14 protein-coding genes are annotated in these 13,665 nt (G+C 68.2%); 9 read left to right on the plus strand and 5 right to left on the minus strand.

From position 1 onward, the window contains the following. The first annotated feature begins 195 nt into the window (after nucleotides 1-195). Together ACVT6V_RS04450 and ACVT6V_RS04455 are read left to right on the plus strand one after the other, a co-directional pair. A complete protein-coding gene (locus tag ACVT6V_RS04450; protein WP_489900703.1) occupies nucleotides 196-2,253 on the plus strand; it encodes an ABC transporter ATP-binding protein in 2,058 nt (685 codons plus the stop codon). Continuing rightward, nucleotides 2,250-2,999, plus strand: a complete 750-nt coding sequence (locus ACVT6V_RS04455; protein WP_489898607.1) for an energy-coupling factor transporter transmembrane component T family protein — start codon at nucleotides 2,250-2,252, stop codon at nucleotides 2,997-2,999. Before ACVT6V_RS04450 ends, ACVT6V_RS04455 begins: the two co-directional genes overlap by 4 nt. A gap of 251 nt (nucleotides 3,000-3,250) precedes the next feature. Here the strand turns inward: ACVT6V_RS04455 and ACVT6V_RS04460 are convergent, their stop codons facing one another. Beyond that, entirely contained in the window at nucleotides 3,251-3,880 is a 630-nt protein-coding gene (locus ACVT6V_RS04460) for a superoxide dismutase (RefSeq protein ID WP_489898608.1), read from the minus strand. A 182-nt stretch (nucleotides 3,881-4,062) separates the two neighbouring features. After that, complete coding sequence (locus tag ACVT6V_RS04465) at nucleotides 4,063-4,215, minus strand: hypothetical protein (RefSeq protein ID WP_489898609.1); 153 nt, start codon at nucleotides 4,213-4,215, stop codon at nucleotides 4,063-4,065. A gap of 163 nt (nucleotides 4,216-4,378) precedes the next feature. On the opposite strand from ACVT6V_RS04465, the gene msrA reads away from it, so the two are divergent. Both msrA and ACVT6V_RS04475 read left to right on the plus strand, forming a co-directional pair. After that, nucleotides 4,379-5,041 (plus strand): peptide-methionine (S)-S-oxide reductase MsrA, encoded by a 663-nt coding sequence (msrA, locus tag ACVT6V_RS04470; protein WP_489898610.1) that lies wholly within the window; start codon nucleotides 4,379-4,381, stop codon nucleotides 5,039-5,041. 3 nt (nucleotides 5,042-5,044) lie between these two features. Further along, entirely contained in the window at nucleotides 5,045-6,115 is a 1,071-nt protein-coding gene (locus ACVT6V_RS04475) for a winged helix DNA-binding domain-containing protein (protein WP_489898611.1), read from the plus strand. A gap of 22 nt (nucleotides 6,116-6,137) precedes the next feature. On the opposite strand, the gene ACVT6V_RS04480 is transcribed toward ACVT6V_RS04475, so the two are convergent. Beyond that, nucleotides 6,138-6,890, minus strand: a complete 753-nt coding sequence (locus ACVT6V_RS04480; RefSeq protein WP_489898612.1) for a VOC family protein — start codon at nucleotides 6,888-6,890, stop codon at nucleotides 6,138-6,140. Nucleotides 6,891-6,943: 53 nt separating this feature from the next. Here ACVT6V_RS04480 and ACVT6V_RS04485 point away from each other — a divergent pair, with 53 nt between their 5' ends. The 5 genes from ACVT6V_RS04485 (at nucleotide 6,944) to ACVT6V_RS04505 (ending at nucleotide 11,435) form a co-directional block, all read left to right on the plus strand. Then, nucleotides 6,944-7,792, plus strand: a complete 849-nt coding sequence (locus ACVT6V_RS04485; RefSeq protein WP_489898613.1) for a S49 family peptidase — start codon at nucleotides 6,944-6,946, stop codon at nucleotides 7,790-7,792. 416 nt (nucleotides 7,793-8,208) lie between these two features. Beyond that, the gene (locus ACVT6V_RS04490; protein ID WP_489900704.1) at nucleotides 8,209-8,544 is read left to right on the plus strand and encodes a rhodanese-like domain-containing protein; all 336 of its coding nucleotides are present in this window, start codon (nucleotides 8,209-8,211) and stop codon (nucleotides 8,542-8,544) included. Between the two features lie 83 nt (nucleotides 8,545-8,627). Then, nucleotides 8,628-9,581 (plus strand): DUF4328 domain-containing protein, encoded by a 954-nt coding sequence (locus ACVT6V_RS04495; protein ID WP_489898614.1) that lies wholly within the window; start codon nucleotides 8,628-8,630, stop codon nucleotides 9,579-9,581. After that, complete coding sequence (locus tag ACVT6V_RS04500; protein ID WP_489898615.1) at nucleotides 9,563-10,369, plus strand: glycerophosphodiester phosphodiesterase; 807 nt, start codon at nucleotides 9,563-9,565, stop codon at nucleotides 10,367-10,369. The genes ACVT6V_RS04495 and ACVT6V_RS04500 overlap by 19 nt, the downstream gene beginning before the upstream one ends. A gap of 145 nt (nucleotides 10,370-10,514) precedes the next feature. Continuing rightward, the gene (locus tag ACVT6V_RS04505; RefSeq protein WP_489898616.1) at nucleotides 10,515-11,435 is read left to right on the plus strand and encodes a DUF5926 family protein; all 921 of its coding nucleotides are present in this window, start codon (nucleotides 10,515-10,517) and stop codon (nucleotides 11,433-11,435) included. Between the two features lie 22 nt (nucleotides 11,436-11,457). Here ACVT6V_RS04505 and ACVT6V_RS04510 read toward each other — a convergent pair whose 3' ends face one another. Continuing rightward, a complete protein-coding gene (locus tag ACVT6V_RS04510) occupies nucleotides 11,458-12,003 on the minus strand; it encodes a ferritin (protein WP_489898617.1) in 546 nt (181 codons plus the stop codon). 104 nt (nucleotides 12,004-12,107) lie between these two features. Continuing rightward, the gene (locus ACVT6V_RS04515) at nucleotides 12,108-13,550 is read right to left on the minus strand and encodes an LCP family protein (protein ID WP_489898618.1); all 1,443 of its coding nucleotides are present in this window, start codon (nucleotides 13,548-13,550) and stop codon (nucleotides 12,108-12,110) included. Between the last annotated feature and the right edge of the window lie 115 nt (nucleotides 13,551-13,665).

The following is a 13,665-nucleotide window of genomic DNA, read 5'->3' on the forward strand; positions in this document are numbered from 1 at the left end:
CAGTGGATCCTGTGGAAGAAGAATCCACCCCGGCCGGGCGGATGACAACTCGAACACGGTTCTTGTGACGGTTCTTTTACACGCCGTAACCCGGGCCGCGTCCGAACGAGCGGATGAGCCACGTCACCGCGCGCGGATGTGTCGGCGGCACCAGGCACACTGGATGAGGTGAGAAGTTCTGCACCGCTGCGCCCGATGGAGATGGCATCGATCGCGATCTTCGGCGGATTGACGGTCGCGGCGATCGTCGTGGCGGCGGTCGTGCCCCTGGCCACGGCGGTCGGACTGCTGGCGCCGGTGCCGCTGGCACTCGTCGCGGCCCGCACCCGCCCCCGGGCGCTGATCGCGGCGTCGGTGGCCACCACCGGCGTGAGCTTCGCGATGGCGGGCACCGGTGCCGCGGCCACCGTGCTCGGCTCGGCGATCGTCGGCGGCATCGTCGGCGACATCAAACGACGCGGACGTGGCCTCGGGACCTTCATGCTCGCCAGCCTGGTCGCGGCGCCGTTCATCGGTGGGCTGTCGGTGCTGCTGCTGCTCGTGCTGGTCCCGTTGCGCACTCTGGCCCTCGAGGCGCTCGGGAACACCATCGGCGGCCTGGTGAAGCTGCTGGACAGTGTCCCCGCACTCGGCGGTGTCGCCGACGCGGTCGACCGGCTCGGCACCAGCATGGTCGACTACTGGTGGGTCTGGATGTGGGTGTCGGGTTCACTCGGTGCCGTGCTCTCGCTCGCGGTGGCGTGGTGGCTGCTCGGTGGTGTGATCGGGCGTCTGGCCGACGTGCCGAGCGAAGACACCCTGGACGCCGGCGACACCGACATCGGCGCGTCCGACGTGGCGCCGTTGCCGTTGACCCTGTCCGGCATCGGTTTCCGCTATCGACCCGACGGGCCCCTGGTGCTCGACGACGTCACGGTCGCCGTGGCCGAGCGCGAGTTCGTCGCGGTCGTCGGCGCCAACGGTTCGGGGAAGTCGACGCTGGCCAAGGTGCTGGCAGGCCGCGCGCCGACGAGCGGTTCGGTGCACCGCCCCGGTGCGGCCGGGCTGGGACGCCACGGTGGCACGGCGATGGTGCTGCAGCGGCCGGAGACCCAGATGCTCGGGTCACGCGTCGCCGACGACGTCGTCTGGGGCCTGCCGCCCGGCGTCGACGTGGACACCGAGGCCCTGCTCGCCGAGGTCGGACTCGCCGGACTCGGGGGCCGCGAGACCTCGGATCTCTCGGGTGGCCAGCAGCAACGGCTGGCGATCGCGGCCGCGCTCGCCCGTGACCCCGCGCTGCTGATCGCCGACGAGGTGACCTCCATGGTCGACCCGACCGGCCGCGAAGAACTCCTCACCCTGCTCGCCGACCTGCCCCGCAGGCGCGGGATGTCGGTCGTGCTGATCACACATCGCGGCGCGGAGGCGGCCGCCGCGGACCGCATCATCCATCTCCATCAGGGCCGGGTGATCCCGCATCCGCCGGATTGGGTTCCACGGCCCGGCGCGGTCGAGGAACCGGTGGTGCCGGCACCACTGGATCGTCGCGGCCACCGCGCCCCACCGGGGGCCGGGGAGCCGCTGCTGGCGCTCGAGCACGTCGGGTACACCTATCTGCCAGGATCACCGTGGGCCGTCGACGCGCTGCGGGATGTCTCGGTGACGGTGAACCGGGGCGACGGTGTGCTGGTCGTCGGCGGCAACGGCTCCGGCAAGACCACCCTCGCGTGGGTGATGGCCGGCCTCATCACGCCGACGTCGGGTAGCGCGACCCTTGCCGGGAAGCCCGTCGCGGGCCGGGTGGGCGATGTGGCACTGGCCTTTCAGCACGCCCGGCTGCAACTGCAGAAGCAGACCGTCGGCGACGAGATCATGGCGGCAGGCGGCATCGAGGTCGGCACCGCCGAGGTCGCGCGGGTACTCGAATCCGTCGGGTTGCCGCGCGAGATGGCCGCACGGCGGATCGACGCGCTCAGCGGCGGGCAGATGCGTCGGGTGGTCCTGGCCGGACTCCTGGCCCGGCGGCCGAAGGTGCTGATCCTCGACGAGCCGCTGGCCGGTGTGGATCCGTACGCGCGCGCCGAGATCGTCGGCATGCTGGCACGGATGCGCGCCGACGGGTTGACCATCGTGATCATCTCCCACGACTTCACCGATCTCGATTCGGTGGTGAATCGCCGCGTCCAGCTGTCCGACGGCACGCTCGCGATGCTGCCGCAGCCGCGACCGGCCGAATCGTTGCGACCCGGTTCCAGGGAGGCAGTGGAATGAGCGTGCAGACGGTTCCCTTGCGGCAGGTGCCCGGCGACTCGCTGATACATCGCTTGTGGGCGGGCACCAAACTGCTCGTCGTGATGGCGCTCGGGCTGATGACGTGGGTGTTGCCCTCGTGGCCTGCGCTGGGGCTGGTGGCAGCGGTCGTGGTGCTGACCGCGATCACCGCGGGAATCCCGCTGGGCGCCATACCCCGTCCGCCATGGTGGTTTTGGGGCCTCATCCTGGCCGGCGGCGTCCTGAATCTGATGTTCGGGCCTGCGGCGCTGGTGGTCTACCTCCGTGCGGTCACCCTGGGTCTGGTGCTGCTCGCGAGTTCCATCCTGGTGATCTGGACGACGCCGATGGCCGAGGTCGCGCCGGCGATCGCCACGTTGATGCGGCCGTTGCGGTGGCTGCGCCTGCCGGTCGACGAGTGGGCGGTGGCCATCGCGCTGTGCCTGCGTGGTCTCCCGCTTCTGATCGACGAGTTGCGGATGCTGCGGGCGGCGCATCGGCTTCGCCCGTCGGCCCCGGCCCGCAGCGGCCACCCGGCTGCCGAGATGGGTGTCGTCGACATGGTCACCGCTGCGATGTCGAGCGCGCTGCGGCGCAGTTCGGAGATGGCCGAGGCGATCACGGCCCGTGGCGGTACAGGCCGCCTCACCGCCTATCAGTCGCGCCCCGGACGGGTGGACGCGCTGGTCCTCGTGATCGTCGGGATCGCCTGTGCCGGAGCGATCACACTGACGATCGTGCTGTGAGCCATCCGGTCGTCGCTGATCAGCGGGTGACCGATACGCGAGACCTTCCAACCGCTCTCTGCGGAGCCTCGCGAGGAACGAGCGATGCGCCACCACCCGATCCCTGAGGAGCCTCGCGAGGAACGAGCGATGCGTCACGAAGGGCGCGCAACCCTGCGGACGGTTCCGGGCCTTCTCACTGATCGGTGACATAACGCAGAACCGCCGTCGTGCTCGGTGTCCGAACGCGACGGCGGTTGTGCGGTACGAGATCAGGCCGGGACGACGAGTCCCTTGCCCTGGCTGCTCGCGGTGGCGAAACGCTCTGCGGCGTCGGCCCAGTTCACGACGTTCCACCAGGCCTTGACGTAGTCCGGCTTCACGTTCTGATAGTCGAGGTAGAAGGCGTGCTCCCACATGTCGAGCATGACGACCGGGATGATCGCCGCCGGGATGTTGCCGCTCTGATCGGTGAGCTGCAGGACCACCAGGTTGCCGCCGATGGTGTCGTAGCCCAGGATGGCCCAGCCACTGCCCTGCAGGGTGGTGGCGGCTGCGGTGAAGTGGGCCCGGAACTTGTCGAAGCTCCCGAACTGGTCGTCGATGGCGGCCGCGAGGTCGCCTTCGGGCTTGTCGCCACCGTTGGGAGACAAGTTCTTCCAGAAGATCGAGTGATTGGTGTGACCACCGAGGTGGAACGACAGGGTTGCCGAGAGTCCGTAGACCTTGCCGGCGATGCTCTCGTCGTCGCGGGCCGCGGCCAGCTTCTCGAGGGTGTCGTTCGCGCCCTTCACATAGGTGGCATGGTGCTTGTCGTGATGGAGCTCCATGATCCTGCCGGAGATGTGCGGCTCCAGTGCCGCATAGTCATACGGGAGATCCGGCAAGGTGTATTCAGCCACGATATTCCTCTCTGAGGTTTTGCTCGTTACTCACTCTGCGCGCTCAATCGCGGCGTCCGAACGCCGGTCACGCGAGTACTTCCACCCTTACCCACTACATGGGGGATTGCAAACACTGCGGCACAATCGGGTTCAAGTGCGGTTGAAGTATCGGTCCGCGGACCGAGGTGTGGGACGGGCGCTCAGATGGCGATCAGCACGATGAGCAGAGCGATGAGTCCGACGATGCTGGCTGCGGTTCCGATGCACGCAGACCGGACATCGTAGTTCGCACGCGGGATGTTCTGCCGCGGCCCGAGGGCCCGGCGGAGATCAGAACTCGCGTGCGTTGCCATGAACACCCTTCGTCGGCAGAGATCGTGGCGCGGACGCCGCGTACTGGACTGGCCGGCGCCGGCGAGTGATCACGATCACAACCCCGGCGTGGGGGTCATGATAGGCAGACCAGCGCAGATCCATCAACCCGTGGCAGCCGGCAGCGAGCGTACGATTGGCGCCATGTCTTTCATTTCCGCCGACGAGGCGTTGCCGGGGAGGGCGAGCGGTGTCCCGGTGGCCGATGAACACCTGCTGCTGCACCATCCGCTGCGGGGGGCGGGCGATCCGGCGGACAACGGGATCGGTGAGTTCGCCGACGGTCTCTCGGCGGTGATCCTCGCGGGGGGCTGCTTCTGGGGGGTCGAGGAGATCTTCTGGCAGGTGCCCGGGGCGTACACCACCGCGGTCGGCTATGCCGGCGGCCATACGCCCAACCCCACCTACGAGGAGGTCTGCACCGCGCGGACCGGCCACACCGAATCCGTGCTGGTGGTCTTCGATCCGGCGGTCATCGACCTCGAGGCCGTGCTCAAGATCTTCTGGGAATCACACGATCCGACCCAGGAGATGCGACAGGGCAACGATGTCGGGACCCAGTATCGGTCGGCGATCTACACACTGTCGGACAAGGACGCCGAGCTGGCCTCCTCGACGGCCGAGAAATTCGGCATGGTGCTCCACGATGCGGGTCTGGGCCCGATCGCCACCGAGATCACGCCCCTCGCCGGGGCCGGAGACGGCCACTTCTACTACGCCGAGGACTATCACCAGCAGTATCTGGCGAAGAATCCCCACGGCTATCGATGCCACGCCGCCACCGGTCTGCACTACCCGGCCGCGTGATCGGTGGCCGAATCGATCACACTGCGTCAGTGGAACCGGACGCTGCTGCGACGTCAGTACCTGCTCGATCGCGTGGACGAGGATGCCATCGAGGTGCTGGACCGCTGTGTCGGCCTGCAGGCACAGGAACCGAAGGCGCCCTTCTTCGGATTATGGTCGCGTATCGATGATTTCGACCCGAACGAACTCGACGATCTGCTCGCGGGCCGTGAGGTCGTCCGGATGGCGTTGCTCCGGTCGACGGTCTTCGTGTTGGACGCCGAGGACGCGCGGTGGATTCGGCCGGTCGCCCAGCCGGTTCTCGACGCGGGGATGGCATTGCACGGCCGTCGACTCACCGGCACCAGCGTCGATCGGGTGCTCGGCGCGGCGCAGGAACTGCTGGCCGGACGCGCGGTTTCCGGTGCCGATCTCGGACGCGAACTGGCGCAACGCTATCCGGGAAACCAACCGTCGACATTGGCAACCGTCGCGCGGTGTGGGCTGTCGCTGGTGCAGATCCCCCCGCGAGGCCTCTGGCGGGGTGTGGGAGCGCCCACCTACCAGCTCTTCGACGACTGGGCCGGACCGGGCGAGCCCGCCGTGGTCGGGGATGAGGCGCGCAAGGACCTGATCCGGCTCTATCTGCGGGGTTTCGGTCCGGCGACGGTGAAGGGCATCCAGACGTGGTGCGGCCTGACCCGGCTGCGCCCGCTGATCGACGAGATGGCGGCGGACTGGGAGCTCGTGGAGCTGACCGGCCCGGACGGTGAACAGCTCTTCGACCTCGACGGCCTCGACGTGGTGGACGAGGATGTGCCGGCTCCCGTCCGGCTGCTCGCTCCCTATGACAATGTCCTTGTGGCACAGGCTGATCGCCGACGGATCGCCGACGACGACCGCTACGACAGTATCCGCACCCCGAACGGCCGTTCGCCCGGATTCGTCCTCGTCGACGGACGTCTCGCCGGGACCTGGGCGATCGTCGACGGATCGATCACCACGGACATGATGATCGATCTGCCGCACGGGGTCAGTGCCGAGCTCGAGACCGAAGTCGAACGGCTGCAACGATTCTGCGCGAAGGGGGAGTGATCTGCGCGGGCCGGGGGCGCACTCACTCCCCGGTCCGGGGGTTGCGGCTGGTGATGCAGTATCTGCGCCCCACCGGATCTCGCATCACGGTCCAGTCCGGGAGACGTTCGAGCACCTGCGCACCCCAGTCCTCGTGCCGGATGACCTCGTCTTCGACGGCGGTGGCGGCCAGGTCGAGATGGCCGGAGGCGGTCGTCGCGGTGTCCTCTGCTCCGTTGCGTTGCAGCAGGATTCCGATGGCGAGCGCGGGGTCGCGGGTCAGGCGGACGAGTTCGGGGTGGCTGGTCGATCGGGGCTCGCGCCCGGTCAGGCGCGACCAGAACCCGATCTCGTCCTCGAAGAGGTCGTGGGGGACGTCGATGCACACCTGGTCGATGAGGCTGATCGTGTCGCCGGGCCAGCGGATGGGTCGGGACCGTTCGGATTCGCCCTGCCATTCGACCAGGCAGAACACAAAGCCGGACGGCGACGCCAAGGATACGTACCCGGCTCCGGGGATCTCGCGAACCATGGTGGCGCCCAGGGCGATCGTCTCGTGCGTGGCGGACGGCAGATCCTCGACATGCAGATCGAGGTGGATTCCGCCGGGTCCCTTGTCGATCCGTTGCACCCGCAGGTGCGGGTCCCCGTTGAACGGTTCCAGCGATGCGAACTCGCGGTGGTCGCCTCGGGGTGGTGAGACGGTACTGCCCGCGATCGCCCGCCAGAACGTGACCTCGGCACCGAACTGTGCGGCCGGAAAGTCCAAGAAAGCGGTGAGCCATCGGATCTGCACGCGCAAAGTCTAGAGTCCGGGCCCGGTCCTGTCGGCGCATTACACTCGGCGCTATGACAGGTGGACCGTGGCAGAAGCTGGCCAAGCGCGTATCCCGGTCGCGTGCCGACCAGGTCGCCGTCGTACGTCTCGACGGTCCGATCGGGGCCGGTGGGATGGGCCGACACGGGCTCACCACCGACAGCCTCGAGCCCGTCCTCAAGCGGGCGTTCGGCACCGAGCACGTCCAGGCGGTGGTCGTGGTCATCAACTCGCCCGGTGGATCGCCCGCCCAGTCCGAGTACATCGCCGAGCGCATTCGTCAGCTGTCCGCGGAGAAGGGTGTTCCGGTACTCGCCTTCTGTGAGGACGTGGCCGCCTCGGGTGGATATTGGATCGCGTGTGCCGCCGACGAGATCTTCGCCGCCCACACCTCGATGATCGGTTCCATCGGGGTCGTGTCGTCGGGGTTCGGTCTGTCCGACGTCCTGCAGCGATTCGGCGTCGAGCGCCGGCTCTACACCGCCGGCGACAACAAGGCCCGCCTCGACACGTTCTCGCCGGAACGGCCCGAGGACGTCGAATGGCTCAAGGGGCTGCAGGGGCAACTGCACGAAGCGTTCATCGGCTGGGTGCGGCAGCGGCGCGGTAAGAAGCTCCGTGCTCCCGACGAGGAGTTGTTCAGCGGCGACATGTGGGTCGGTGGGCGCGCGGTGGAAGTCGGCCTCGTCGATGCGATCGGTGTCATGCGCTCGGTCATCGCCGAGCGCTATCCGGATGCGGAGATCACCGTCGTCGAGGCGCCGAAGCCACTCCTGGCGCGCCTCGTCGGCGGGCAGGTCAGCGTGAACGGGGTCGTGGAGAGCGCGGTCGCAGGCGTCGTCACCGCGCTCGATCGCGGAATCGTGACCCACCTGCGCTGAGCGTGTGCGGGACCGCGAGACGGATGTGCGGGAATGGTTCTCCCCAAGTTATCCACAGGCGTTGTGGCGATCGGAAAAATCCTTTGGTTGTGACGCATGTCTGCACTCTGCTGAAGAATGTGTTGTCGCGCGCAACTGAACCGGTGAGCCGCATCACATCTGGTGTGAGGGCGATCACACACTACCCGCTGGTAGTCGGCGGTTTCTCCACAGTTTCCACAGTCTCATCCACAGCTTGACAGTCATCGATGCACACTTCGGGCCAATTCTGCAAAGCGGCATGTGGATAGTTATATGCAGGTCTGCATAGTGGTGTGGGGCCGGTGTTCGGCCCGTCAACTCGACATCGCGCGGATCGGGGTTGTGCACAGGCGGTGCCGTCCCCGGCGTCGCTGTGCCACCATGGTTCGGTGAGCATGGGCGACATCCGGCAAGTACCGGTGACGGAGCTTCCGAACGATTTCACCGACGAGGTCGACCGGGTCCTGCTCGATGTCCGCGAGGACGATGAGTGGGATTCGGGCCATGTGCGAGGCGCGTTGCACATCCCGCTCGGGGACGTACCGTCCCGCCTCGGGGAGATCGACCTCGACGCCGACCTCCTCGTCGTCTGCCATTCCAGTGGACGGTCGATGCGCGTGCTGCAGTACCTCGATCAACTGGGCTACGAGGGCAGCTGCGTGCGCGGCGGCATGCTGGCGTGGGTGGAGCACGGCAAGCCCGTGGAGACGGGGAGCACAGGGTCGGAATGATCGACCTCTGTCCGCGGTGCCGAATCCAGGCGCCGCATCGTCCGGGCCGCGAACACTGTCCACGATGCGGTGGGCTGTTGCGCGTGCTCGATTCCGAGCTGCTCGGCGCGTCGTCGGCACCCCCGGTCCCTCGGGATGCGGCACCCGTCCGCGATGACGTTGCGCGCCCGGTTGGGCCGCCTCAGCGGCCCATGCCGCCGCCCAGCGGTCCCCGCAGCGGCCGGCTGTATCGCAGCCGACATGTTCGGTGGGTCGCCCGGCGTCCTCCGGAGGCGATCCCGGCGCGCCGCCGCACGGGTGCCGGCGAGGGCCCGCGACCCATCCCGCGCTATGTCTATGTCCCGCGGTGGGGTCTGCGTGACGCGCCGGTGCCGGCCGACGTGACCGAGTCGCGTGGCGAGACGCTCATGGCGGCGCTGGTGCGCGCTCTGCAGCTGCTCGCCGCCGCCCTCGGGGTGGCGGCCCTCGCCCATCTCGCGCGGTACATCCTGCTCGTGGTGAACAGGTCGATGCCGGTGCCGGCGTGGAGTGACTGGCTCACCTCGACGCTGGTGATCTTCGGGGGACTGCTGTCCTTCGGATTCTTCGTCTACACCAGCGTGGTGTTCGCGCGCTGGGTGATCGACCTCCGCCGCGACGCCTACGCACGACACGATCGGCGGGATCCGCGGCCACGATGGCAGATCGCGATCCTGGCCGCGGTGCCCCTGGTGAATGTCGCGGGTGTGGGTCTCCTGCTGCACGAGGTCGCGATGCTGCGTGACGACCTGGAGGCCGAACGCACCCGACGCCGACTCACCCGAGTGTGGGTGGCGTGGACGCTGGTGAATGCCATCGCGATCCTCGCCGTGGTGACCCGGATCGTGGCCCGGTTCTCCGGCTCGATCCAGACCGGCGCCAATGGCCTGGCCGCCGTGACGTTCTCGGCGCTGTGCTCGGCCGTCTTCGCGTGGTGGTTCGCCGAGCGACTCACGGCGACATTCGGGTCGGCCGACGAGGAGCCGGTGCCATCGCGCCGATGGGTGGCGGTCGCGTGACCGGGGCCGAACAGATCTCGCGGTCGGGCAAACCGGCGGTCGTCGCACATCGCGGCGCCTCCGAGGAATTGCCCGAGCACACGTTGGCGGCCTACGAGCTGGCGCTCACCCAGGGCGCCGACGGACTCGAATGCGACGTCCGGCTGACCAGCGATCACGAACTCGTGTGCGTCCACGACCGCACCGTCGACCGAACCTCCGACGGCACCGGCGCGGTCAGCGAGATGTCGTTGCCGCAGCTGCGTGAACTCGACTTCGGCAGCTGGCATCCGTCCGGGAAACCGACGTCGGTGCTGACCCTGCGCGAACTGATCACCCTCACGCTCGACTGGCGTCGGCCGGTGCGGCTGTTCATCGAGACCAAACACCCGGTTCGCTACGGAAGCCTGGTCGAACAGAAACTCCTGGCACTGCTCCACGAGTTCGAGGTCGGCACCCCGCCGTCGGCCGATCACAGTCGCGCCGTCGTCATCTCGTTCTCCTCCGCCGGAGTCTGGCGGATTCGTCGGCACGCACCGATGCTGCCGACGATCCTGCTCGGCGACACCGCCCGGCTGCTCGGGGGTAGTGCCGCCACGGCGGTGGGCGCGACCGGGATCGGACCGTCGGTGGAGACATTGCGGCAGTATCCCGATCTGGTCGACCGCGCCGCGGCCGCGGGCCGGGTGACGTACTGCTGGACCGTCGACGAACTGCCCGATGTACAGCTGTGCGCAGATCTCGGTGTCCGCTGGCTCGCCACCAACCGGCCGGCGAAGGTCCGCGACTGGCTCGTCACCGTCGACTGAGCGAAGCTGCGCCGACGGAACCCGGGATCGCGCCGAGGGAACCCGGGATCGCGCCGAGGGAACCCGGGATCGCGCCGACGGAACCGGGGATCGCGCCGAGGGAACCCGGGATCTGCTCGAGAGCACCCCATGAGAAGGTGGTGCCATGGGCAAGAAGAGCAAACGGGGCAGCGGTCCGCGGCCGGGAAGCAATCGCGCCGAGCGGGTCGCCGCGCGCAAGGAACGCCAGCTGGCGGCCATGGCGCCACCACCGCGACCGTTCGCCGGGATGGATGCCGAATGTGACCTCGTTGCGCTGCGGGCGTTCGTCGCCTCGGCCACCGCGACCCTCGACGCGAAGTCCCTGACCGACGACGTGGATCGCGACATCGTCCTCGCCACCATCCTTCCGGGAGCGGTACGGGCTCTGGTCCGGGAGACCGATGACGGACCGGAAGCCATCGTCGCACTGCAAACCGACTGGGAGTCCGACGATGTCGCCGGCGAGCTCGCCGACGCGGTGCGATGGGCCGAGACGGCCGAGCCGAACACCGACTACGTGCCACTGGGAACAGCCGATCCGCTGACCGACGTGATCGCCCCCGACGCCCGGCTCGACATCATCGTCCACGACGACTTCGGATGGTGGTTCCCGCCGGGCACCGACGTTCCCGGCGAGATCTCCGAGATGCTGCAGCGGGCCAACGACTCGATCATGCCGAGCGCACGCCTGACCGCGAAGAGCGGCATCGGCGCCCCGTGGTGGGTCGACGCGGGTGAACGCGCCCACCTCCGCTGGGTTCGGCCGGAGCCGGAGGACGACCTGATGAACGCGCTGGCCCGGCTGCATGCCGCGGGGCACCTGACCCTCGGTGAGGGCTCTCGATTCGCCGGCTCGTTCCGGACCCATGGGCTGCTCGTCCCGGTGTTCGACCTCGACAACGAGCTCCACCACGAGGAGTGGGCGGCCGGGCTGGATCAGTTCGACGAATGGCTCAGCGACGCGCTCACGGTGACCGACGATCTCAGCACGGCCGAACTCCGGTCCCGCGACGGCATCCGGGGCCGGCAGGTCACCCTGCGCTGACCCCGGGATGCCCGGGGGAGACCTAGAGATTTCCCCCGGCCGCCGCCGGCGGTGCCGCGGATCCCGAGGTGGCACTGTTGATCTCGCGTTCCACGAAGTTCTCGAGGTCGAACAGATTGCCTTGTGCGCGTTCGGCGATCGTCTGCAGGGTGGTCATGGTGAAAACCTCCTCCACCTGTTCGGCGAGGAACCAACCCATGAACTGCTCGCCGAGGTAGTCGCCGCAGTCGCGTGCGGCCCGTGCGAGGTCCACGATCTGCTCGGTGACCGTCTTCTCCTGTTCGAGGGCGAGTTCGATGGGAGCCCGGTAGTCGGCGAAGCTGTTGCACGGCACAGGAATTCCGGGGATGTCGACCGCGATGTCGCGGTCGAGGAAGTACTGCACGATCATCATTGCGTGATTGCGTTCCTCGACGGCCTGCGCATAGAAGTGCTTGGCCAACTGGGGCATGTCCTGGCCGTCGTAGTAGATCGCGACCGCGATGTACTGCTGGGCGGCGGCGAATTCGTTGCCGATCTGGTCGTGGAGAAGCTTGTGGAACACGGACTCATCGGTGGTGGCGGTCATGGACCAGCCTAGGAAACCGGAAATCGTCCGATCAGCTCAGTTCAGGCTAACTGAGTTGAGCCTCACCATCATTCCGCGACGGACCGATCCGTCACGACCAGTGCTCAGCCGCCGATGACCCCACCCTGATCGGAGATCAGATCCTCGGGGACGGACACGCCTTTGCGGATGAAGGTGAAGAACTGCTCGGTGTTGTCGCCGACGGCGAGCGAGTCACCGTCGGAGGTGTACTGGCCACCACCGGTGGGTGTGGTGGTCCTGATCGGGTGGCGCAGCATCCAGGCCAGGCCCAGCAGATTCCAGATGTGGTCGTGCTCATCGACGGTGACGGCATCGACGGCACCGTTCACGAACGGGATCAGCCGGAACGGGTTCAGCAGCACCCCCGGACTGGTTGCCTGGGCCATCAGCGCGCTGAGGAACTTGCGCTGGTTCTCGACGCGTTCGAGGTCGGCGTTGGGGAAGGCCCGGGTCCGGACCACCCCGAGGGCCTGCTCCCCGTTGAGATCCTGGCATCCGGCCGGCAGGTTCAATCCGGCTTTGGGGTCGTTGAGCGCCTGGTCGAGGCAGAGATTGACGCCGCCTACCGCGTCGACCACCGAGGCGAATCCGCCGAAGCCGATCTCCGCGTAGTGGTCGATGTGCACACCGGTGAGCTGCTCGACGGTTTGGACCAGCAGTTGCGGGCCACCGAAGTTGAAGGCGGCGTTGATCTTGTGCGATCCCTGCCCGGGGATCGGGACATAGAGGTCGCGCGGGATGCTGATGAGCATCGGATCACCGCTCGACGGCTTGTACGCCATCATGATGGTGTCGGTGCGCGAGCCGTCGCTGTCGCCGGTGGACAGCTGGGAACGTTGTTCGTCGCTCAGATCGGCTCGCGAGTCACTCCCGACGATCAGCCACGTGGTGCCTGGGGTGTCGCCGGGGCGACCGGCATAGGAGGCCAGCGCGTCGGTGCGGTTCAGCTTGGAGTCGTAGTAGAAGACCAGGCCGACAGACGCGACCACCAGGAGCAGCAACGCGACCAACAGCAGACGCCCGACCCGCAGTCGGCGTCGGCGCCTGCGCGGCTTGCTCGGCGCGGCAGTCGCGGACCGGGAACCCGGTGTGCGAGGTGGGGCGCTCCCCGAGGAGCGGCGTGGGCGTGAGTCGCTCGGCGCCGGTCGGTGCGGCGCCTGCTGTGACCGCTGACCCGCCGGGATGGGTTCGGGCTTCTGGGGTGGGGCATACCTCGAGCCGCCTGCCTGACGCGGCCCTGCCCCGGGCGCATCCGACCACGCCTGGGGCGGCTGATAGCGCACGTCGCCGGGCCGTCGGTCGCGCAGGTGGGCGGTCTGCTCGGGCGGGACCGGGGGTGCGGACGTGCGCGGCCCGGGCGCCGGATTGCGGCGCGGCGGAACTCGACGGGTCGGGTCGTTCTCGCTGCTGGGAGGGGGCATCCGGCGGGGTGGAGGGGCGCCACGTCGAGCAGGGTCGCCACGCTGCGGGGCGGGGCCCGGAGGGACCTCGCGCCGGCGCATCATCGGCGGCTCGGGCTCGTTCATCCCAACCAATGTACGCACCAATCGCACGCACGTTCCCGATCCCGCCGACGGAACCGCACGCCCTGACGACAACAGTACAGAGTGTGACAGTGATTGTTGACACATAGACCAGCCG

Source organism: Gordonia sp. LMA167 (genome assembly GCF_058130025.1).